Below are 21,914 nucleotides of genomic sequence, written 5' to 3' on the forward strand. Positions count from 1 at the left end.
GAAGACAATACCCTTTTTATTAGCAGTTTATCACTGATATCCTGCCAGGTTTGAACATCAGTTTGTTTGTGTTGTTGAACTTTGGGTTAGCTTTGCAAGCGAATAAGCAAATACAAATATTACAAAAGCACAAATGGAATACAGACGATTTGGCAAAACAAACAAACACATAAGTGTTATCACCCTTGGTGGAATGCGTTTTAAACAAGTCTGGGATAATCCACGTCAAACAATACCTACAGCCACTCAGGACCACTGTAATCAAATGGTTGACCTGGCTATTAAACAGGGTATCAATCATTTTGAAACAGCATATGGTTATGTAAAAAGTGAAACAGTATTTGGCCGCACATTAAACAAAGAGCTTAACATTGAGCGTTCGTCGTATCACTTAATGACCAAAGGCAACCCGATGACAGCTGATGAAACACGCCGCCTGGTGGAAGAGCAATTAAATACACTTCAGACAGACTATTTTGACTTTTATGCCTGGCATGGCATTAATACTAACGAGTTATTATATAAAGCCTGTCTGCCTGGTGGTGCTGTGGACGAGCTATTGAAGATGAAAGAAGAAGGCATCATCAAACATGTTGGCTTTAGTACTCACGGCTCATTAGAAACCATCGTTAAAGCCATCGAAACTGATTTGTTTGAATTCGTTAATCTGCACTACTACTATTATTACCAGCGCAATCATGCTGCAGTCCAACTGGCTAAAACGAAAGATATGGGTGTGTTTATCATTTCACCCAACGATAAAGGTGGACAATTATACAATGCTCCAGCTAAAGTACGTGAAGCTATTCCGCATGCAACGCCCATTCAGTGGAATGCCCGTTTTTGTCTGAGTCACCCCGAAATACATACTTTATCGTTTGGCATGACCGAGGCCAGTCACTTTGACGAGATGAACGGCATATTCCCCAGTCATATCCCACTGAATCAATCGGATATGGATTCTAAAACACAACTGGACAGAATGGTAAAAGATGATCCTTACGCACATTTTGACGGCTATGACCTGAAGCACAACTCTGATTTGGATATTCCTCTGCTATTACACTGGCGCAAGCTATGGAAATGCTATGACCTTCTTAACTTTGCCCGCTACCGCTATAAAGAGTTGAAAACACCCAACCATTGGGTCCCCGGCGTATTTGCCACACCTGATGCTATTAATAAATTGGATTTCTCGCAGGTACCTGAATATATCCCTTTGAAAGAAATGCTGTATGAGCTACACGAGGCTTTTTATGAAGCTCCTCAACAACTTAAAGTAATAATCTAAAACGCACCAATTAGCTGTTAGCCTATGTATTTATTTGCAGGACAATACAAGATGCTGTAATCTAATTGGTACGTTATCTTTTTTATTGATTGTTGACTCTAAAAAAAGTAATCATTTGCTTTAAGTTTTCAGATTGAGAAGCTAACTCCTCAGCACTGGAAGCTAACTCCTCGGCCGATGCTGAGTTTTGCTGAGTGACATTGCTCAATTCCAGAATGGATGCATTTACTTGTGTTGTTGCACTATTCTGCTCATTGCTGGCAGCAGCTATTTCCTCTACTAATTGAGTTGTTTTTGTTATCTCAGGTATCATCTTATGTAATTGCACCCCGGCTTCTTCAGCCATATGAAGACTATTGGTTGCACTATTCACAATTTCATCAGCAGCAACTCGTGTATTCTCAGCCAGTTTCCTGACTTCAGCAGCTACCACAGCAAATCCTCGTCCATGTTCACCTGCCCTTGCTGCCTCTACAGCCGCATTAAGTGCCAAAATATTAGTCTGTATAGCTATATCATTGATGATTGTAATTTTATCGGTAATGTTACGTGTGGCATCTAAACTCGAAGAGGCCTTGGACATCACCACCTCAAGCCCTTGCTTAGCGCCTTGGGCAATTGTTTTGGTGGCACTGGCATTACTGGCATTCTGCTCAACATTAGCTGCAATTTCCTCTGTTGTAGAAGATATTTCTTCAACGGAAGCCGCCTGCTCATTAGCTCCACCAGAAATCTGCTGTGCTGCAGAGCTAAGCTGTTGACTGGCTGCATTAATGCCATCAGCACCCTCGTGTATGCCATTTATTACCTCTTTAATCTTATAGAGCATCCGATTAACTGCTGAGTGTAAAGTGCCTATTTCATCACTTCGCTCATTGATATCAATATTAACACTTAAGTCACCATCAGCCATTTGATTCATACCATGACTGATAATCTCTATTGGTTTAGTGATATTTTTGGAGATGATTAAGATAACACTCAGCATCACAATTGTACTGATTAATCCTATCACCAGAATCATTACAGATAAATGAATTGTATCTGCCATTATCTCGTCACCCGGAATATCAATCATAACCGTCCAGGGTTTGTTGGAATTACCCAAGTGAACAGGTGAATAAATGCGGGCTACTGTTGTATTCAAATGCTGCGATTCTGTTTGCTTGATATGTAACCGGCCTGCTTTTATTGCCTTAAGTGTTTCCTCATCAAAACCTGTAAATAACGTATCAATTTTAGCACCAATAAGGCTTCTGTCGGGATGAGCGGAAATAATTAAATTATTGGTAATAATTGAGCCATATCCCGTATCATAGACCTTTAGCCGGTCATTCAGCTGCATCAGTTTTTCAAAGTCGAGGTCGATACCAACCACACCTAAAAAAACCTCATCAACTATGAGTGGTGTTACAATAGAGATGGTTGTTTCCATATCTTCTTCGAGGCCTGTAAAGCTATATTCTGAAGGATCATCAACAAACTGCTTTTTTGTTGCTTTTGGCACCGCATAATAGGGTTCTGCATACTCGTCGGTATTGTCGTCGCTGACATGACACACAATATCGGTTCCCAAGTTTTGAAACAGTAACTCATCACCTTCTCTAAAGCAGGAGGCAGTAAAAAGCCCAATCTCCTGACTGTATTTCTTGGCATAATAGGCATCCATATTATCAAACGCATTGGGCTCCCACATGGTCCACACCCCAAAGTAGTTCTCATTCTGCTTTAAACATTCTTTCAGTAGATCCAACACCAGGTAACGGTCCCCTGCTTCATTTTGTCTTAGCGTAAGCATGGTTTGAGCCAGTATTTCGCTGGTTGTAAGAGCCTGATTCAGGTAACTCTCAATGCTCTTTGCTTCATCCTCCCCTATAACCTGAGCCAGATGGGCTGCATCATCCTTGGCTTTTGAAAGTGTATTGAAAATAATCACACCCAAGGTGACGCTAAATACAACCAAGAAAACTGAGATAATATAAATATTCAGTTTTGCATTTAATCCTAATTTCATACTCAACTATTATTATTCCTTTATTAATAAATCATAACTCTAACTATACCAGACACTTTAGAGCGATACAGTTGCCACCATAAAAACACTTTCGGCATGCGGATTAACGGCAAACATGAGTGTGAATGGCAACTCGATTTGCTCATTAATCCTTAATTGACGCCCTGCTGTTACTCCCACATTTACAAATGCAGTCTTAGTTGCATATAAACCTTCAACTGGTGTAAACCCGGCAAAAACTTTCATCTGATTATCTTGAATCAAGAAATGATACTGTGGCTCGAAATAAGCCGAGTAGTATGATTGATTGCTTTCATCTTTATCATCTCCATATATGAAAACCCCGGCTTCGAGGGAAAATGAACTTCCCATTATATCCCACCACTCAGCAATTAGTTCTACTGCATGGGTTGTAGTGGCATTTGACCAGTCAAAATACTGATGCGACACATCCAGGGAGTCTATGGGACTAAAATAATCGTAGATAGTCAGACGTTTATTATCATGCTCTATCGATAAGTACACGTCAATTTCCTGATAGGGTTCTTTGGCAAATGAATACGAACCCCAAGCACCTAAAGTAACCATCCCCTTGTTAAGCTCCAGGTATGGTTGAAATGCCGGTGAAGCACTAAGCGACATACCTCTCCAATAAAACCTGGTTGTTAAATCACCACCTAAATATACCTCCGCTTTTCCTGGCTTTTCCTGTGCACAAACTTGACTCAATTGGAGCAAAAGCATTGCTATACTCACTGCATAGTGAATAGGTTTAAACATCTTCGACATGTTAAATTAATTAATAGATTACCCCTCTTTACTGCTATTCCCCTTTTTATAGCAGACTTATAAAATATTTCTTAATACTAACTCTTTGGGAAATGCCAACTCATTCTTTAGAACGGCATTTAGCACATTTGCCAAATCTTCGACAATGGAGTGCTTTAAAACATACCCCCGGAAACCAGCCTCCACCAATTCTCTTAGGCATACCATATCATTATTTTGCGTAACAGCAACCAGCTTAATATCAGGCAATATGTAGTTAATCTGTTTCCCAGCATCTACTCCATTAATGATTGGCATGCTCATATCCATTATAATTAAATCGGCTTGTGCCAGATGAGGATATTCAATAACATCTTTTCCATCGCTGAGTATGGCTAGAACCTCATATTGGGGCATATGGCTTAACAAAAACTGTAAACTTTGCCCAAAGGCGACACAATCGTCTACAATAATTACCTTAAAGATTGTTGCTGCATTCATATGCGTGTAAACGCAGATGCACATATTGAGTTGCGTATATATCCCTACATATGGTAAGGGTTTTTACTATATCTTTGATAGGGTTTTCCCTATTGGGGAATCAGATTTTAACAATGTGATGCTTGATAGCCCAAACGATTAAACCAGCATTGTTACGTGCTCCTGTTTTTCTTAGCAGTTTTGTTTTTTGGCTTTCGATAGCTTTAACACTTAGAAACAATGCCTCAGCCAGCTCCTTGTTGGTGTAACCTTTGCATATTAATGTTAAAAGCTGCTGTTCACTTTCATTTAATTCACCTGCCTCATGACGAAGTAGCCTCTCTTCTTCTCGTTCGGATTTCAGACTAGACGCCACCGCCTTTAAAAACTCATCAGAAAAATAAGTCTGCCCTTCATTCACCTGACGGATGGCATGGGCCAGCTCTTCAACGCTCATATCTTTAAGCACAAATCCTTTAGCCCCCTTTACAAAAGCCTCCTTAAAGTAGTTAACATCATGATGCATGGACAGCATAATGATCTGATGTTCTGGCTGCACCTGCAAGGCCTTGCCAAGTGCATCCAGACCATTTAATTGCGGCATATTAATATCTACCAATGATACATCGAAGTGTTGACTGCCCAAACGGTTCAGCCATTCAACGCCATTATCAAATTCGGCCACTACCTGCATGTCCTCCTCTTGATTAATAAACATTTTTATTCCCTCGCGAACCATTACATGATCTTCAACTATGGCAATACGTATCATTAGTTTAGATTTTAATGTTTAAAAGCGATTTCAACATACACACCAGCTCCAGCACCAGTGTTAAAACTTATTTTACCTCCAATCGTTTCTATTCGATTGGTAATATTGGACAAGCCAAAGCCATTGTGCTTTACTTGGTCAAAATCAAATCCTACACCATTGTCAATATAGGAAATCACCAGTCCACCATCATCATTCTTAATAGCTATCTTAATTTCGGTTGGAGAACCATACTTTATAGAGTTATTGATTAGCTCAATGAGTGCTCTGTAAACAGCCAGCTCAATGAGTGAATCACGAAAGGACAACTCATCCACATCTATAAGAAACTGAATACTTGTGATTGGCTGTATATGGTTAACAAACGATTCAACAGCCCTTGCCAATCCATACTTTTGTAATATTTGAGGCGTTACATTGTTAATGGTGTTTCTTAACTCCTTTAAAGCTCCATTTAACAATTCGTTTAGTTTTTCACCTAACATTTCTTTATCTGCATCAACAGTATGATTAGTGAGGCTATGAGCATATATTTTTGCTGCAGAAAGTAAAGGACCTACTCCATCGTGTAGCTCCTGGGCAATCCGCTTGTTTTCTTTTTCTTCAGCCTTCATCATAGTCTCAACCATAAGGCGTCGCTTCCGCTTCCGTTCAGTTAAATCAATAAACGCACAGATAGCCACATCACCCAGAAAGGTGTGATACACTTCTGCACTTTTTATCGCTCCACTTTTGGTTACGAAATCGTTGTATTCGATTGGTAATTGCAGTTGCTCTCGAAAACCATTTTTAATCTGTCTTTGCGAATCCGCTTCAATCTCTATTCTTATAGAAGGATCAGGATACACCAGCCTAAACCAATCTTCAATAGATGGTATTTCTTCGGCTTCAAAACCAAAATATTGATAGAAAGCATCGTTAAAATAGCTTATTCGCTTATCAACTGTTAATGCAGCCACTGGAATTGGCAAATTATCCAGCGTGTAGTTAAACTTTTTAAAGTTATCGTGTTGCTCCTTCACTTTATGCCGATAAGCTACAAAGGTCTTCCGAATAGCGTATCCTACAATTGCCATCACCACAATTGTCAGAATAAAATCAGCCAGCCACACCATTTTACTACGGACCAGTAATTGAGGAGAAACGTCATACCGCAATTGTCCGGTTGTATATAAATGCATAAATATAAAAAAATAGCCCACCAAAACGATATTAATACCAATGGCCCACCATCTATTATAGTAAAAGATGGATAAGCCAAAAATCAATATCATAAAATACTGTCCGCCTCCAAAGAAACCATACTGGTAGATACTATAAAGGTTGCCGAATATGAGCATAAAAAGAAGAAACAGCTTTTTAATACGGATGGGTATTCTGGATTTAAAAACAACTACTATCACCAATCCGAGCAAGACAATTGAATTAAGCACAAATGCCAGTACAGGAGACTCTTCAAAATACAGGTTATAAGCATATAGGGGGCCCAGCAGAAGAGTTATTGTCAGATATGAAAAATCAATAATATCTCCTTTAACCGTATTAAATGAATTAACAACTCCTTTAAACGTATAATCAATCCCCAAAACCTTATCCTTTTAATAGTGATGTATTCTCAGGCTTACTAACGTTTATTTTCCAATAAGGTTATAGTATTTTGAACTGCTCACTATTATTACGGAATGATAAAGAGACAAAATAATTTGGGCCCATAGGTGCTGTATGTAATATGAGGGTACAAAAAAAGGGATAAGTTTAAAACTTATCCCTTGTATTTTGTCGGGGTACCAGGATTCGAACCTGGGACCCCCTGGTCCCAAACCAGGTGCGCTAACCGGACTGCGCTACACCCCGAATCAATAAATAAAACTCAAAATAAAAGAGCCAAACTTCACTCAGCTCTTAAAAGTAGTCGGGGTACCAGGATTCGAACCTGGGACCCCCTGGTCCCAAACCAGGTGCGCTAACCGGACTGCGCTACACCCCGAAACTAAATTTGAGCGGAGAGTGGGGGATTCGAACCCCCGGTACGGTTGCCCGTACGTCAGTTTAGCAAACTGGTGGTTTCAGCCACTCACCCAACTCTCCTTTTTTATCTCTTTCTTTAAAGAGAAACAACCGCTCTGTCTTCTCTATCCCTCGTCCCCTTTGCGATTGCGATTGCAAAAGTAGCAAATTGAATTAAACCTCCAAAATTAAAATGAAAAAAATCTACACAAAATATCACCTCTTTTTTGTTCGGCTCTTCTAACTAATTATCGATCAAAAAAAAAGCTACTCGAAAGTAGCTATAAAAAAAATTAATCTTTTTTCGGAGGCTTACCGCCAGGCTTGGCGATTGAGTCTCTCATGGCGGTGTCAGCCTCAATATTTTTATACTTGAGGTAATCCATTACACCTAAATTACCGTTACGGAAAGCTTCCGCCAGCGCCTTAGGTACGTCAGCTTCTGCTTCTATTACCTTAGCTCGTGCTTCCTGAGCCTTTGCTTTCATTTCTTGCTCCAAGGCTACTGCCATAGCTCTACGCTCTTCTGCTTTTGCCTGGGCAATATTCTTATCAGCTTCTGCCTGATCAATTTGTAAACCTGCACCAATGTTTTTACCTATATCAATATCGGCGATATCAATGGATAAAATTTCGAAAGCAGTACCTGCGTCTAATCCTTTTTCTAAAACCACCTTAGAGATCGAGTCCGGATTTTCCAACACGGCTTTATGCGATACTGAAGAACCGATAGAAGATACAATACCTTCTCCAACACGTGCTAATACAGTCTCTTCACCGGCTCCACCAACCAACTGCTTAATACTTGCACGAACCGTTACACGGGCCTTTGCAATCAGCTGAATACCATCTTTAGCTACAGCAGCAACAGGAGGAGTATCAATTACTTTTGGATTAACCGACATTTGAACAGCCTCGAATACATCCCGGCCTGCTAGGTCAATCGCTGTAGCCATCTGAAAATTCAAATCGATATTTGCTTTAGCTGCCGATACCAATGCATGAACCACATTTTCAATGTGTCCACCCGCCAGATAGTGTGCTTCCAGTTCATCGCGTTTCACTTCCGATAGTCCAGCTTTTGATGCTTCAATTAGCGCCCGAACAATGACGCCCGGGGGCACCTTACGTATACGCATCAGCACCAGCTGAATTAGCGAAATACGAACACCAGATACCAAGGCTGAGAACCATAGTAATATTGGCACATAATAAAGAAATAGAAATACAACGACTATTACCGCTGCAATCAAAAATATTGGACCTAATACCATTTAATTATTTTTTGGTTTGACAATTATATAAGTTTTATAAACTTCCTTAACCGTTATTTGAGAGTTTTCATCAATGAAATGACCAGGACATCTGCCCTCAAGTACTTCATCATTAATCATTACCTTACCAATAGGATTGAGACGAGTAATTGCCACTCCTTCATCTCCTGCATGGATTGTATCTTCATCTACGGTTTCCACCTTACCATCAACCTGCGAATGCAGCATCAGGCGATTCCATGTTTTAGACCTGAAGGAGAGAACCAATATGACTATTCCAACAAATAAAGTACTCACTAAGGCTATATTTCCATAAGTATTACCATACCCCTGATAGGCCAGAAAAATACCTCCGGCCGTAAAAATAAATCCGCCAATACCAGCAAAGGTAACGCCTGGAAAAACAAAGAATTCTAAAATAAGTAAAAATAACCCCAGAAGGATAATTAAAATAATAACAAGTGCTGACATAGGATTAATCTATTGTAACCAGTAAACGTTGTTCTGAAAGTTGTTCTTTCAAAAGGATTAAATCGTCCATGTTGCCCAATTTTATCTGGCATGAACCAGTATAGTGCGTTAAAAAAGCACACTGTTCGGCCTGAATGGCATCATGCTGACACACTTCGCATAGCACATCAATAACATGATCAAACGAGTTAATATCATCATTGTGCAAGGTCAAGGTACGAACTTCATTGCCGTTGCCTTCCCTGTTATGCTCCTCGCTACGTTTACTAAATGAAACCATACATTAAAAGTTTCTATAAATTAACCATATTTTTTTGTGAAATACTAATTTCTATTTTTTGAGTTCTTCGGTCAGGTTAATTTGCTTCCCATCTTTGAATACAACAATAAATGCTCCTGGAAAACCAGATATTTGCACCTGGTCAATATCTTTTTGAGCTTCGGTGTATGATGGGTATTCCCCTGCAAAATACTTGGTTAAACCTTTTGAAGGGATTTCCACCTTTGAGATAGGTGGTATTTTTGATACAGCGGCTGCATTAGGCTCATTTCTGAATACACCTATCTGTATTTTGTATAATAAAGCCTTAGTACTTTCTTTCTTAAAAGCTTCCTCTACAACTTTTGCCGGCGCTTTTGTTTCGCTATCCGTTCCCTGCAACTCCTGATATGTTTTTGGCACATGCTTTTCAACTTCTTTACCCGGCTTTATATCCTCCCCCCTAATGACTTTTGTATAGGTTATGAGACTTTGTTCCTGGATGGAAACAGCTGTACGTTTAACGGCTCCTGATTTTTCATAACCATTCAAATCGTAGCCCATAATTGGATCAATAAGCTCCATGGCCTCCTTATAGTATTCTCTGCTACCGGCCTGCGCTTCTTCAAGAAAAGAAAGATCATCAACAGTATTAGCAATTAGCGTCTCTCGCAGTTTATTACTATAAATCTTATACTTGCTATCAAGTGACTCGTGATAGAGCTTTAATGCCGTTTCCTTAAGTTCATTGGCTTTATCAACATTGGCTCTCGCCTGTCCTTCCTCTTCCAAAGAATCTTTTTGTCGTAATACAGCAATCACAGACTCTGCCTCATCGGTGGCATCATTAGCCATCTCCAGTAGCTTTGAAGACTCAAGATTAAGGATATTACCCCATATATAGAGTGAATCAGCCCGGTGAAGCTGTTTAATTTCTTCAGCTGAGAACAATAAACTATACATCTTTTCAAGCTCCTCTAGTTGACGGGCAAACTCCTCATCGGTATAAAAGGTATATTCTTCTGGTATTAATATGTCCTGAAGTTGCTTGTCTTTAGCCCCATTTTTTTTTACTTGTACTGAAGCTGAGTATGTTCCTGCAGCTACCAGTTTTTTTACCTCTTCAATCTCGATAAGCCGAGCCTGGTAAAAACTGCTTTCTATTGCATCATCCAAGCCGTATACTTTCTTTTCAAGACTAAGAATATCATTCACTAACATAGCCCTTTCATTGTCTGAATTGGTGCGGGCATATGCCTGCCGTTTTTGACGCATCAAAGCTGAAAGGCTGTCTTTTTGATGTTGCAATTTCATGGCCTCGGCAAACGTAGCCTTGGCACCTGTGTTTTTAAAATGCTCCATCTGGGTATACTCAAGTGTATCAGCCACCATAAAACGAAATGCTGGCTGCTTTGCTGCATTAACATCCGTTTGTTTAATCTCCCCGTTTACTCCGTAGGAATATGACTCAGCGGATAGTGGCAATGCAGCTTCTGAACGCACATGGTTGATGTCCTCAACAAAATTCTTAACCACCGTATCATCCCATTTGATGGCATACACAATCAGAGTCGAGTCATTTGTTTCGCGGTTAGAGGCAAACCAAGCCACACTATTGAATTCATCAGCCACAAATAAAAAGTCATCCTTTGGCGAGTTAAATGGAATACCCATGTTAACAGGCTGTGAAAATGATTTACTTTCTGCATCGTAATTGGCCTTATATAAATCATAACCACCCAAACCACCTTCTCGATTCGATGAAAAGAAAATGGTTGAGCCATCAATCAAAAGGAAAGGATGTCGTTCGTTAAATTCAGAATTGATTCCATCCAATGCCAGACTTTCGCTCCATCCATCCAGCAGTTTCTCCATTTTATAAATGCCTTCGCCCTGTTCTTCCTTCGTCAATGTAAAATAAACCTCATCACCACGTTCGGTAAGGTACAAAATGCCTTTGGGGTCCAAACCTGATTCAAAAAATGCCTCATTGTGCATAACCTTACCCACATCATTTGCCGGATGATAAGCATTCAGGAAATCCTCAGCTGGAATAGTATCGCGCTGATAAACCGTTAATGAAAATATCTTGGCCGACTGCTGCAGGCCATATTCACACTCCTGCTGATACTTGATGGCCTTCTCATTTCGTATATCGGAAGCAGAAGCATATTTGAGGAATCGCTCATATTGCTTAATCGCTTCATCAAACTGATAACTCAGCTGATAGGCACGCCCCAAGTAGTAAAACGCATCTCTACTAACACCTTTTAAAGCAGCATATTTCAAGCGCTTTACAGCCTGCGAAATATCATTATTATTTTGTAGGAGGCAAATGCCATAATAGTAGTTGTGCTTTAAATCCCGATCATTACGTTTTAATAAAGCAGCGTATGCTTTTTCAGCTTCAGCATAGTCGCCATCTTTAAAAAGAGCAAGTGCTTCCTGCGCGGAATATGTCCTATCCTGGGCCATGCCCATTTGCAATAAACCTGCTATAAAAATAAATACGAGTATGAGTGACCTTAAATTATACATTCAGTTATTTTCTTACATGTGGATTAAACTTCAAAATTAAACAATACCGCCAAAATAGCTAAATGCCTAACGAATTTATTAGCCTGAGGAGGTCTTACTGCCTCGTATTCAAAATTATCAACAACTAAAACAAACACCGGGCAAAGCAAGCATACGATAAGCATTGTTGCTGTTAATAACTTTTGAACCATGCACCCTGCTAATCGTTGTTTAATAAATATATTTGTAAATTAGGAATCAGGAAATAATCATTTTCCTATTCCACTCTAAAACAATAAAGTAATGCTTAAAGAAGGAGACAAAGCTCCCATTTTCAAAGGGATTAACCAAGACGAGAAAGAGATCAGTCTGACTGATTTTTCGGGTAAAAAAGTCATCTTGTATTTCTACCCAAAGGATAACACACCTGGTTGTACAGCTGAATCGTGCAATTTAAGCGACAATTATGAGGACTTAACCTCAAAAGGATTTGAGGTGGTTGGTGTAAGTCCGGATAGTGCAGGCTCACATCAGCGCTTTATTGCCAAGCATAATCTGCGCTTTAATTTAATAGCCGATACCGAAAAGGAAATCCTTCAGCAATATGATGCCTGGGGACTTAAAAAGATGTACGGGAAAGAATACATGGGTGTATTGCGAAAAACCTTTATCATCGATGAAAACGGGGTGATCATCAAAATATTTGAAAAGGTAAAGACCAAAGATCACACTAACCAGATTCTGGAAGAACTTAGCCTATAACAATCACCCCCTAATAGAAGAAACAGCTTAAAATCAATATAATGGCAGAAAAAAAAGAGAACAATGTAAACAAAGAAAAGCTGAAAGCCCTTCAGCTGACCATGGACAAGATTGACAAGACCTATGGCAAAGGTACCATTATGAAGATGGACGATACAGCCATTGAGGAAGTTCCTGTGATTTCAACGGGCTCCATTGCTCTGAACCAGGCTTTGGGTGTGGGTGGTTTCCCACGCGGCCGTATCATTGAAATTTATGGTCCTGAGTCATCTGGTAAAACTACTTTGGCTATTCACGCTATCGCAGAAGCTCAAAAAGCCGGGGGTATTGCTGCCTTTATTGATGCCGAGCACGCTTTTGACCGTTTCTATGCCGAAAAACTGGGCGTAAATCTGGAAAGTCTATTGATTTCGCAACCTGACAATGGCGAACAGGCACTGGAGATTGCTGATCAGTTGATTCGTTCTTCAGCCATTGATATCATTGTTATTGACTCGGTTGCTGCACTTACACCCAAAGCTGAGATTGAAGGTGATATGGGTGATTCGCGCATGGGATTACAGGCCCGCCTAATGTCACAAGCCCTGCGTAAGCTAACCTCCACCATTAACAAAACCAACACCACGTGTATCTTCATCAACCAGTTGCGTGAAAAAATAGGTGTAATGTTTGGTAACCCAGAGACCACTACTGGTGGTAATGCGCTTAAATTCTACGCTTCTGTCCGTTTAGATATCCGTAGAGTTACACAAATTAAAGATGGCGAAAATGTAGTAGGAAGCCACACCCGCGTTAAAGTAGTGAAAAACAAAGTGGCACCTCCATTTAAAAAGGCGGAGTTTGAGATTCGCTATGGCGAAGGTATATCGCGTGTTGGTGAAATTCTTGACATGAGCGTTGAGCTGGATATTGTCAAGAAAAGCGGTTCATGGTTTAGCTATGGCGAAACCAAATTAGGACAAGGCCGCGAAGCCGTTAAGGAAGTTATCAAAGATAATCCTGAGCTGGCCGATGAGCTGGAACAAAAAATTACAGAGGCCATTAAGGCAACCAAATAGCAAAAAAAAGGCGAGCAAAATGCTCGCCTTTCTTATATCTTCTTTGTAACAAATATTATGGCTCCACTACTTTTAACGAATAGTGCACGTCAACTTTATAGTTTTCAGGAAACTTAGGCATCAACAACCATTTGCGATTCTCGTACACTTTACCGGGGCGCTGTATCTGCGCATTACCAAATGAGGCAAAATAAACATCAATACGTTTTGTCTGATCATTGCGCAACACTTCTACCTTAGTAGTTTTAATAGCTGTTTCACCATTTCGCACATATTGACTACAAACAACCACACTCTTTTTTTCAAAGTTGATTTTGCCAAAATCGACACTTTCACATTTCGCATTATATTTCAGCGGAATTTTCTTCAGGTCATCAATGCTTTGGGCAACTTCAAAGTTGTTAATCTGCAAACACAGTAAAGGATCGAGCTTTACCTCTTTATAAACGACAGGTGTTTGAGCCACGGCGGCATTTAAAAAGCAAAGCAGATAAATAACCTGACAATAGATATTTTTCATTTTCTATGATATGTTTTCGGATTTAACACCATAAACATAAGCTTTTCAGAGAAAATAGAAAACTACTCGATAGCCAATTCTTTCCTATATCGTTTTTGCTTTCGAATAAAGAGTACTACAAACAGCGTTTTAGTAATAATTCCAATAGACAAAAACCAAGCATACAGATGCATTAATTGTTCCGTTTTTCTTAAATATACTGCAGTAAAAATCAGCATCAAGCCAAGTACCAACAACAGCATCTCGCTACCCAATTTAACCTGCCCCGAACGGACACCCAGAACCAGGTAGAGTATTTTCATGGTTCCTCCAACGCCAAAACAAATTGCGGCCCAAGGTCCTTCAACGCCAAATATTTTTAAAACAATACCAAGCAGAATGAGTGTACCTCCTGCCATTATTAAATACTTAATCTTATCCATAGTTTGTAATTAATGATCACCTCCTATCAAACAGTCGCCAAATTAAATGGTTCATTCTAACATTTTGCATGTTTAGTCTGTTATTTTTCAAATACAAAACCATTGCAACTTATATTTGAGCATGTTTAACAAACCAAAGAACTAATCTCCATGAAGAATTACGGCTTCCTGATTTTTATAAGTATCATACTAAGCATTCACTTTCTGGTTAACTATTACATATATCACAGAGGCATACAATGGCTTGAAACAATGCCAGCTTTCAAAACAGCTTTCAGGATAACGATGCTGGTATTGATAATTGCCTATCCTGCCGGACGTTTCCTAGAAAGCATATGGTATTCGCCCGTTTCCAATACACTTCACTGGATTGGAGCATTCTGGTTTGCCGGCATGCTGTATTTTACATTGCTGCTATTTGCCACTGATATTGCAAGGATGGCCAACTACCTTATTCACTTTTTACCCAAAGTTGGTACACCAGCCTATCTGAACCTAAAGTTTTACACAGGCATAACCATTACTGCAGTAGGATTATTGGTGATACTAGGTGGCTTTATTAATGCCTGGAGCCCTAAAATAAGCAGGCACAACCTCACCATCAACAAAACGGCTAATGGTGCAAAAGAGATGAAAATAGTAGCTGCATCAGATATTCACCTGGGCACAATAATAGGCCCCAGAAAAACCCGCAAGCTGGTTGAAACCATCAACAGTCTGAAACCTGATATCATCCTACTGGCCGGCGATGTGGTCGATGAGGATGTAATGCCTGTTATTAAGCAAAACCTGGGCGAAAGTTTAAAACAACTGAAAGCACCCATGGGTGTATATGCATCAACTGGTAATCACGAATACATAGGCGGGGCTGAGCGCTCTGTAAAATACCTGGAAGAACATGGCATAAAGGTTTTGCGTGATACGTCGGTATTCATCAATAATCAGTTTTATATTATTGGCCGCGAAGACCGCGATAAAAACCGCACTGCACAAGCTCGCCTTGAGATAAATGAACTCATTGCTCAACTTGATCAAACTAAACCTCTGATAATGCTGGACCACCAGCCCTATAACCTGGATCTACCAACACAGTCGGGCATTGATTTACAAATATCAGGACACACGCACCACGGCCAATTATGGCCCTTTGGCTATATCACCAATCGAATATTTGAACTTAGCCGGGGCTATTTAAAGAAGCAGGACAGCCACTTTATTGTTAGCACTGGTTTTGGCACCTGGGGCCCGCCTGTACGAACCGGTAACCGACCCGAAATACTGGAAATCAACGTAAATTTCAAGTGACTATTCGACCTGAGTTGTTAAGCGCAAATTGGCCATAAAATCATCTAGCTGTCCGGCCTGTATGTGCTTTTCAACTTCTTTCAGTTCTTTAGTCATTTTTATCTTATTGGCCGTATTGACGCAATACTCAACCACATTCTTCAATGCATCAAGCTGTAGTTCATTTAGGTCACCTTGTTGATCGTGATTCAGGTAGTTAAGCGCAAAATAGGCTATATAAATATCTCCTACTTCCGTATCCTTTTCAATGAGCTCATCGATTAAGTAATTATCAGAATGATTAGCCTCCAGCCATTTTTTTACGAAGCTACTGGCATTCTGACGCTGACTATCTTTTTTATTGTAGCGTACACCAGTTAAATAACAACAACATTCCATAGCAGCTTCAGCAGCTTCTGTGGAATGTTCCTCATCTTCTACATCAATTGCTTTTAAATAGGAAAAATCTTGTGCGCTTGCAAGAATGCAAACAAACAATGCTGTACAAATAAACAATATACGTTTCATTATCAACTCCAATTTTTATTAGATTTAGTTAATCATTAAGCTATTACGACAATATGGATGAACGTTTGTTATATTTTGACAAATTGCTTCTGTAAAATGACTAACCGTTATTAGAACCTGATTAGACAAAGCAACAAGTTTGTAATGAACACAATAGAAACACACTGGTAAATACATTACAGAGGCGGCTATTTATCAGCTAAAATTTGCCCGACAAAAACTCTATATTTGCACAATATTTGCAGTAAAAGCGACCATTAACCCAATTAACAAATTCGAATGTATCGATTCTACATACTTGCATTTTTTAATACTATTACCCTTTTTGCTTCTGCTCAAACACTGCAGGTGAGAGACAAACAAACACATCAGCCGTTGGAATTAGTCACTGTTTTTTCTCAGGCCCCTCAGGTTAATACCATCACCAACATGAAAGGACAGTGCGACCTTAGTGAATTCGAAGGACTTAATAGTATTATCTTCAGACTAATTGGTTATGAAACCGTTGAATTAAGCTACGACGAACTTCAGCAGGCGGCCTTCAAACTATACATGGAACAAACTGAACTGTCGTTGGATGAAGTGGTTGTTTCGGCTACTAAATGGAAACAGGGCCGGCGAGAAACACCAGCTAAAATATCAGTGCTCAAACCCAAGGAGGTAAATTTTCTGAACCCACAGACAGCTGCTGACCTGGTTGAAATGACTGGTGATGTGTATGTTCAAAAAAGTCAAATGGGTGGCGGAAGCCCAATGATAAGAGGCTTTGCTACCAACCGTGTGTTAATTGCAGTAGATGGCGTGCGTATGAATAATGCTATTTTCAGAAGTGGAAATATTCAAAACATCATATCGCTCGACCCATTTGCGACAAACAGAGCCGAAGTGATTTTCGGACCAGGGTCGGTTATTTACGGCAGTGATGCCATCGGCGGGGTCATGGGCTTCTATACCTTTGAACCTATTTTATCGCATGAAAATGAAAAACAGCTGGTTAAAACCAATGCTATTACGCGCTACTCTTCAGCTAATCATGAAAAAACAGGACACCTGGATTTAAACCTTGGATATAACAAACTGGCTTCTTTTACATCCATCAGTTATTCTGATTTTGATGATTTAAAGATGGGAAGTAATGGCCCTGATGATTATTTACGTCCAGAATATATAAAACGCACTAATGATGGAGACATTATTGTTGCGAATAATAATGATCGGGTTCAAACACCAAGTGGCTACAATCAGCTAAACCTGATGCAAAAATTCAAATACATGCCAAATGAGCGCTGGCTGGTCAACTATGGTTTTCACTACTCTCATTCATCTGATGTACCGCGTTATGATCGTTTAATCATGTATAGTGGTGATGAATTAAAATATGGCGATTGGTACTATGGTCCTCAAAAATGGAGAATGAACAACCTGAATATTCAGCATTCAGCCAGCAATCAGTATTTCGATCACCTGCAATTAATTATTGCCCATCAATACTTCGAAGAAAGCAGACATAACCGGAAAATATATAAAGACGACATAACCAGAAGAACAGAAAAAGTAAATGCATTCAGCATCAATCTGGATTTTGAAAAACACTGGGACAGCGGACATAAGCTATTCTATGGCAGCGAATTGATAACCAATAAAATTGGCTCTGAAGGCCTTGAAGAAAACTTATCTGACGGTACTACCAGTACAGCATCCACACGCTACCCCGACGGCTCAACCTGGTTGTCGGCAGCCCTTTACTGCAATTACCTGATGCATATGAGTGAAAAAACAAATGTACAGGCTGGCTTACGATACAATACTGTGCATTTAGATGCTGAGTTTGACAACTCATTCTACGATTTCCCCTTTACCGGCACATCGGTTGACAATGGGGCATTAACAGGTAGCCTGGGTATCGTTCATAATCCTAATAACAACTGGCAGTTAAGCAGCTCATTATCGACCGGTTTCAGAGCTCCCAACATTGATGATGTTGGAAAAGTTTTTGATTCGGAACCTGGTGCTGTTGTGGTACCCAACCCAAATCTCAAACCCGAATATGCCATTAACGGCGAAATTGGTGCAGCCGTTGTTGTAGCGAAAAAGTGGAAACTGGATGTGGCCGCTTATTACACGCACCTCACAAATGCTATGGTACGCCGCGACTACCAGCTAAACAATGCTGATAGCATCATGTACGATCACGAATTAAGCCAGGTGCAAGCCATTCAGAATGCTGCCAAAGCCTATGTGTACGGTCTTCAGTTGGGTGTTGAATACAAATGGAAAAGTGGTATCAGTGCCTCCTCACGCTTCAACTACCAAAAAGGAGAAGAAGAGTTAGAGGATGGAACATATTCGCCACTGCGCCATGCTGCACCATGGTTTGGCAATACGCATGTCAGCTACGAAAAACAAAAAATCAAGGTAGATATTTACGCACATTACAACGGCGAAATTAGTTTTAGCAACATGCCTGAGTCTGAAGCTGGAAAAGATTATCTATATGCAAAAGATGCCAATGGCAATCCTTATTCACCTGGTTGGACAACACTCAACATTAAAGCTCAATATGCCTTAAAGCAGTATGCTACAATAACTGCCGGCATCGAAAATATTACTGATGAGCGTTATAAAACCTATTCTTCGGGTATCGCTGCTCCAGGGCGTAATTTTATTCTTTCGTTAAAAGTGGCTTTATAATATTGCAAGACTTATTTGTGAAATAAACCCGCTAACGTTAATTAATCACAAATAATCCATCAAGTAATATTGAATACTGCTGATATTCGAAAAAACGCTCTATCTTTGCCGCTCAAATAAAAACAAGGACCACTCCGGTCACTTTCGGTAGCACATCGTGGCATATTTGCTAACTCTGGGTAACAGCTGCAAGAACGTGGTAGCGGGTGGATAAAGAGCAAATTATGCAAACATTTAAAGAGACAGGACTTCCTGAGGAAATCCTAAGTGCCATTGGTGAGCTTGGCTACGAAACACCAACACCTATTCAAAGCAAAACCATTCCTGAAATCCTTAACTACGGTAATGACCTGATAGCACTGGCGCAAACAGGAACTGGTAAAACAGGTGCATTTGGCTTACCCGTTATTCCACAAATCGAACGTGCCGACAAAAACGTGCAGGCGCTGATTCTGTGTCCTACGCGTGAGCTTTGCCTGCAAATAACGCAGGATTTAAAAGCTTATGCGAAAAACTACCGAGACCTTTACATTACGCCGGTTTATGGTGGAGCAGATATTCGCACACAAATTAAATCATTAAAGCGAGGTACCCACATTGTAGTTGGTACTCCAGGGCGTATGAACGACCTAATCAACCGCAATGCTATACAATTGGGCGATGTGCGCTGGTTAATATTAGACGAAGCTGATGAAATGCTTAACATGGGCTTTAAAGATGATCTGGAAAGCATTATGGCTCAAACACCTGAGTGGCGTCAGACATTACTATTTTCCGCTACCATGCCACCTGAGATTGCTCGCATGTCGAAAAACTACATGCAGGAGCCAGTTGAAATCAGTGTAGGTAAGAAAAACCAGGGAGCTGAAAAGGTAGACCACCATTTTTATATGGTGCAGGCACATGACCGTTACCGCGCTTTGAAACGCATTGTAGATGTGACGCCGGATGTATATGGCATCATTTTCTGTCGCACACGTCAGGAAACCAAAGATATAGCTGATAAGTTAATGGCTGATGGCTACAATGCCGATGCATTGCATGGCGACCTGTCGCAGGCACAGCGTGATTTGGTGATGCACCGCTTCCGAAAAAAACACCTGCAACTATTAGTAGCTACAGATGTGGCTGCCCGTGGTATTGATGTAAATGACCTGACGCATGTTATTAACTATAACCTGCCCGATGATATTGAGGTGTATATTCACCGAAGTGGCCGAACAGGTCGTGCCGGTAAAGAAGGTGTTTCAGTATCTATCATTCACTCACGCGAGATGCACCGCATCAAGGCTATTGAAAAGATTGCCAAGAAAACATTCGTTCGGAAGATGGTTCCAAAGGCTGATGAAATTTGTGAGAAGCAACTATTTCACTTCCTTGAGCGTGTAGCTCAAACCGAACTGGAGGAAACATCGCCTGTTAATGCTGTGCTTCCTGCTGTATATGAGAAGCTGGCAGCCATCGATAAAGAAGAGTTGATTAAGCAATTTGTGGCGGCTGAGTTTAATCGTTTCATGGAGTATTACAAAGATGCTCCTGACTTAAATATTTATAAGGAAGAAGGTGGAAAAGCCGGTAAGCGCGACCGTGGTGGTGTTAAATTCAGCCGTTTGTTTTTGAACATTGGTAAAACCGATAAGCTAACTTCTGGTGAGGTGATTGGCCTAATCAACAGCAATATGAAAGGCATCACTGTTAAAATTGGTAAGATAGAGCTGCTACGTAACTTCTCGTTTGTTGAAGTAGATAAAGAATACGAGCAAGAGCTAATTAAGAAGCTGAACAAAACCAAACTGAAGGGTAAGAAAGTGAGCCTTGAAGTGGCTTCTCCTAAACCTGCGCGCAGAAAGAATAAAAGAAGATAGTATTGTGATTGACAATAATAAAGCCGCATTTCACTGGGAGATGCGGCTTTCTTTATTAAATCTGTTCTGATTAATTTTCCAGTAAGGCATTGAGCAGTTCAGCATGAGTCATAGGTGCTTTCGAGTCAATAATACCGGCAATAATACCTTTTTGATAGGTTATCCTCAGCTTACCAAGGTAAGGATCATTAAAATCATAGGTTTTTGCTTTCAACTTTTTTTTGTACTTCATTCGCTCAAAGTACTTATTCATGATGGCCTGACACTTATCATCTGAACCCTTGTAAATGAACAATCGAAAGCCTTCCCCTGCCATCGAATAGTTGACAGTACAAACCCCATTAAAGCCAGTAAGCCCCATAAAGTTTTCAGGCATATAACGTTCGCTTAAATCCACTTTTCCTTTAGGTGGAAATAAAGCAAATTCAGCTGGCAACTCACAGCTACTGCAAATAGCATTCGCAATAGTTTTAGCAAATGCTACAAATTCATCAGCCGGCACCTCAGGCCTGCTGTTATAGACCTTAACGTAGTAATCATCTGCCAGAAAAAAAACAGCACCCCCTTCCATAAAGCCCTGTGCCCCTATCGCCTGCAGCTTAACCCCCTGGGGACGTTCCTCAGAGTAGATTCCGAAAGCCTTTAGCTTATTTCCGTGACGGTATAATTCGAGGGTCAGCATTTGTTCGGCTTCATTTTTATAATCCACCACCCACAGATCCTGAAAATCATACCCCAGGTAAAAATCAGATGCGCCATTAATATAGTCATACAAGTTATCCTGCGAATAGTATTGCTTCTCCCCTTCAATTGTCCATCCTTCAATACCAGTAAATTTCACCGGATAGTCTTGTGCCACTACCGTGCTGCTCAATAAAATCAGAGCTAAAATTAATTTGTTGATTTGCATATGTGCTTATTTGTTGATTGT

The 21,914-nt window shown here is 40.2% G+C and carries 19 protein-coding genes and 3 tRNA genes; 6 read left to right on the forward strand and 16 right to left on the reverse strand.

The features are described from left to right. Positions 1-133: 133 nt before the first annotated feature. Positions 134-1,291, forward strand: a complete 1,158-nt coding sequence (locus KDU71_RS20390) for an aldo/keto reductase (protein ID WP_212192967.1) — start codon at positions 134-136, stop codon at positions 1,289-1,291. A gap of 82 nt (positions 1,292-1,373) precedes the next feature. Here the strand turns inward: KDU71_RS20390 and KDU71_RS20395 are convergent, their stop codons facing one another. The 12 genes from KDU71_RS20395 to KDU71_RS20450 all read right to left on the reverse strand — a co-directional run bounded on the left by KDU71_RS20395 (position 1,374) and on the right by KDU71_RS20450 (position 11,874). After that, entirely contained in the window at positions 1,374-3,305 is a 1,932-nt protein-coding gene (locus KDU71_RS20395) for a methyl-accepting chemotaxis protein (protein WP_212192968.1), read from the reverse strand. Positions 3,306-3,362: 57 nt separating this feature from the next. Next, a complete protein-coding gene (locus KDU71_RS20400) occupies positions 3,363-4,094 on the reverse strand; it encodes a hypothetical protein (protein WP_212192969.1) in 732 nt (243 codons plus the stop codon). Positions 4,095-4,151: 57 nt separating this feature from the next. Further along, the gene (locus tag KDU71_RS20405) at positions 4,152-4,598 is read right to left on the reverse strand and encodes a response regulator (protein ID WP_317195177.1); all 447 of its coding nucleotides are present in this window, start codon (positions 4,596-4,598) and stop codon (positions 4,152-4,154) included. Positions 4,599-4,674: 76 nt separating this feature from the next. Continuing rightward, positions 4,675-5,325: a response regulator transcription factor gene (locus tag KDU71_RS20410; RefSeq protein WP_212192971.1), complete on the reverse strand. Its 651-nt coding sequence runs from the start codon at positions 5,323-5,325 to the stop codon at positions 4,675-4,677. An 11-nt stretch (positions 5,326-5,336) separates the two neighbouring features. After that, positions 5,337-6,911, reverse strand: coding sequence for a sensor histidine kinase (locus KDU71_RS20415; RefSeq protein WP_212192972.1), 1,575 nt, complete (start codon positions 6,909-6,911; stop codon positions 5,337-5,339). A gap of 193 nt (positions 6,912-7,104) precedes the next feature. Further along, positions 7,105-7,179 (reverse strand) — tRNA-Pro (locus KDU71_RS20420). Positions 7,180-7,237: 58 nt separating this feature from the next. Further along, positions 7,238-7,312 (reverse strand) — tRNA-Pro (locus KDU71_RS20425). Between the two features lie 14 nt (positions 7,313-7,326). Then, positions 7,327-7,413, reverse strand: a tRNA-Ser gene (locus KDU71_RS20430). A gap of 212 nt (positions 7,414-7,625) precedes the next feature. Further along, complete coding sequence (gene floA / locus KDU71_RS20435; protein ID WP_212192973.1) at positions 7,626-8,606, reverse strand: flotillin-like protein FloA; 981 nt, start codon at positions 8,604-8,606, stop codon at positions 7,626-7,628. Beyond that, entirely contained in the window at positions 8,607-9,077 is a 471-nt protein-coding gene (locus KDU71_RS20440; RefSeq protein WP_212192974.1) for an NfeD family protein, read from the reverse strand. 4 nt (positions 9,078-9,081) lie between these two features. Beyond that, positions 9,082-9,357: an ATP-dependent Clp protease adaptor ClpS gene (locus tag KDU71_RS20445; protein WP_212192975.1), complete on the reverse strand. Its 276-nt coding sequence runs from the start codon at positions 9,355-9,357 to the stop codon at positions 9,082-9,084. A 51-nt stretch (positions 9,358-9,408) separates the two neighbouring features. Further along, positions 9,409-11,874 carry an SPOR domain-containing protein gene (locus KDU71_RS20450; protein WP_212192976.1) on the reverse strand — a complete coding sequence of 822 codons (2,466 nt, stop codon included), beginning with the start codon at positions 11,872-11,874 and terminating at the stop codon, positions 9,409-9,411. Between the two features lie 282 nt (positions 11,875-12,156). On the opposite strand from KDU71_RS20450, the gene bcp reads away from it, so the two are divergent. Further along, positions 12,157-12,615 (forward strand): thioredoxin-dependent thiol peroxidase, encoded by a 459-nt coding sequence (gene bcp, locus KDU71_RS20455; protein ID WP_212192977.1) that lies wholly within the window; start codon positions 12,157-12,159, stop codon positions 12,613-12,615. Positions 12,616-12,656: 41 nt separating this feature from the next. Next, positions 12,657-13,673, forward strand: coding sequence for a recombinase RecA (recA, locus tag KDU71_RS20460; protein ID WP_212192978.1), 1,017 nt, complete (start codon positions 12,657-12,659; stop codon positions 13,671-13,673). A gap of 55 nt (positions 13,674-13,728) precedes the next feature. Here the strand turns inward: recA and KDU71_RS20465 are convergent, their stop codons facing one another. Together KDU71_RS20465 and KDU71_RS20470 are read right to left on the reverse strand one after the other, a co-directional pair. Then, a complete protein-coding gene (locus KDU71_RS20465) occupies positions 13,729-14,193 on the reverse strand; it encodes a hypothetical protein (protein ID WP_212192979.1) in 465 nt (154 codons plus the stop codon). A 62-nt stretch (positions 14,194-14,255) separates the two neighbouring features. Then, on the reverse strand, positions 14,256-14,615 hold the full coding sequence (locus KDU71_RS20470; protein WP_212192980.1) for a hypothetical protein: 360 nt from the start codon (positions 14,613-14,615) through the stop codon (positions 14,256-14,258). A gap of 150 nt (positions 14,616-14,765) precedes the next feature. Here KDU71_RS20470 and KDU71_RS20475 point away from each other — a divergent pair, with 150 nt between their 5' ends. After that, on the forward strand, positions 14,766-15,920 hold the full coding sequence (locus tag KDU71_RS20475) for a metallophosphoesterase (RefSeq protein ID WP_212192981.1): 1,155 nt from the start codon (positions 14,766-14,768) through the stop codon (positions 15,918-15,920). Here the strand turns inward: KDU71_RS20475 and KDU71_RS20480 are convergent, their stop codons facing one another. After that, the gene (locus KDU71_RS20480; RefSeq protein WP_212192982.1) at positions 15,921-16,427 is read right to left on the reverse strand and encodes a hypothetical protein; all 507 of its coding nucleotides are present in this window, start codon (positions 16,425-16,427) and stop codon (positions 15,921-15,923) included. Positions 16,428-16,706: 279 nt separating this feature from the next. Here KDU71_RS20480 and KDU71_RS20485 point away from each other — a divergent pair, with 279 nt between their 5' ends. Next, the gene (locus tag KDU71_RS20485) at positions 16,707-19,118 is read left to right on the forward strand and encodes a TonB-dependent receptor (protein WP_212192983.1); all 2,412 of its coding nucleotides are present in this window, start codon (positions 16,707-16,709) and stop codon (positions 19,116-19,118) included. Positions 19,119-19,342: 224 nt separating this feature from the next. Further along, positions 19,343-20,983 carry a DEAD/DEAH box helicase gene (locus KDU71_RS20490; RefSeq protein ID WP_212192984.1) on the forward strand — a complete coding sequence of 547 codons (1,641 nt, stop codon included), beginning with the start codon at positions 19,343-19,345 and terminating at the stop codon, positions 20,981-20,983. 70 nt (positions 20,984-21,053) lie between these two features. Here KDU71_RS20490 and KDU71_RS20495 read toward each other — a convergent pair whose 3' ends face one another. Further along, on the reverse strand, positions 21,054-21,893 hold the full coding sequence (locus KDU71_RS20495; protein ID WP_212192985.1) for a DUF6599 family protein: 840 nt from the start codon (positions 21,891-21,893) through the stop codon (positions 21,054-21,056). Positions 21,894-21,914: the final 21 nt, after the last annotated feature.

The sequence above is a fragment of the Carboxylicivirga sediminis genome (assembly GCF_018156225.1).
GTDB lineage: Bacteria > Bacteroidota > Bacteroidia > Bacteroidales > Marinilabiliaceae > Carboxylicivirga > Carboxylicivirga sediminis.

Bases quoted from the DNA above. Each gene is read 5' to 3' on its own strand.
- recA (WP_212192978.1), top strand. From the start codon at position 12,657: ATGGCAGAAAAAAAAGAGAACAATGTAAACAAAGAAAAGCTGAAAGCC.
- KDU71_RS20390 (WP_212192967.1), top strand. From the start codon at position 134: ATGGAATACAGACGATTTGGCAAAACAAACAAACACATAAGTGTTATC.
- KDU71_RS20465 (WP_212192979.1), bottom strand. From the start codon at position 14,193: ATGAAAAATATCTATTGTCAGGTTATTTATCTGCTTTGCTTTTTAAAT.
- KDU71_RS20445 (WP_212192975.1), bottom strand. From the start codon at position 9,357: ATGGTTTCATTTAGTAAACGTAGCGAGGAGCATAACAGGGAAGGCAAC.
- KDU71_RS20495 (WP_212192985.1), bottom strand. From the start codon at position 21,893: ATGCAAATCAACAAATTAATTTTAGCTCTGATTTTATTGAGCAGCACG.
- KDU71_RS20470 (WP_212192980.1), bottom strand. From the start codon at position 14,615: ATGGATAAGATTAAGTATTTAATAATGGCAGGAGGTACACTCATTCTG.
- KDU71_RS20410 (WP_212192971.1), bottom strand. From the start codon at position 5,325: ATGATACGTATTGCCATAGTTGAAGATCATGTAATGGTTCGCGAGGGA.
- KDU71_RS20395 (WP_212192968.1), bottom strand. From the start codon at position 3,305: ATGAAATTAGGATTAAATGCAAAACTGAATATTTATATTATCTCAGTT.
- KDU71_RS20480 (WP_212192982.1), bottom strand. From the start codon at position 16,427: ATGAAACGTATATTGTTTATTTGTACAGCATTGTTTGTTTGCATTCTT.
- KDU71_RS20450 (WP_212192976.1), bottom strand. From the start codon at position 11,874: ATGTATAATTTAAGGTCACTCATACTCGTATTTATTTTTATAGCAGGT.
- KDU71_RS20440 (WP_212192974.1), bottom strand. From the start codon at position 9,077: ATGTCAGCACTTGTTATTATTTTAATTATCCTTCTGGGGTTATTTTTA.
- KDU71_RS20490 (WP_212192984.1), top strand. From the start codon at position 19,343: ATGCAAACATTTAAAGAGACAGGACTTCCTGAGGAAATCCTAAGTGCC.
- KDU71_RS20475 (WP_212192981.1), top strand. From the start codon at position 14,766: ATGAAGAATTACGGCTTCCTGATTTTTATAAGTATCATACTAAGCATT.
- bcp (WP_212192977.1), top strand. From the start codon at position 12,157: ATGCTTAAAGAAGGAGACAAAGCTCCCATTTTCAAAGGGATTAACCAA.
- floA (WP_212192973.1), bottom strand. From the start codon at position 8,606: ATGGTATTAGGTCCAATATTTTTGATTGCAGCGGTAATAGTCGTTGTA.
- KDU71_RS20400 (WP_212192969.1), bottom strand. From the start codon at position 4,094: ATGTCGAAGATGTTTAAACCTATTCACTATGCAGTGAGTATAGCAATG.
- KDU71_RS20485 (WP_212192983.1), top strand. From the start codon at position 16,707: ATGTATCGATTCTACATACTTGCATTTTTTAATACTATTACCCTTTTT.
- KDU71_RS20405 (WP_317195177.1), bottom strand. From the start codon at position 4,598: ATGTGCATCTGCGTTTACACGCATATGAATGCAGCAACAATCTTTAAG.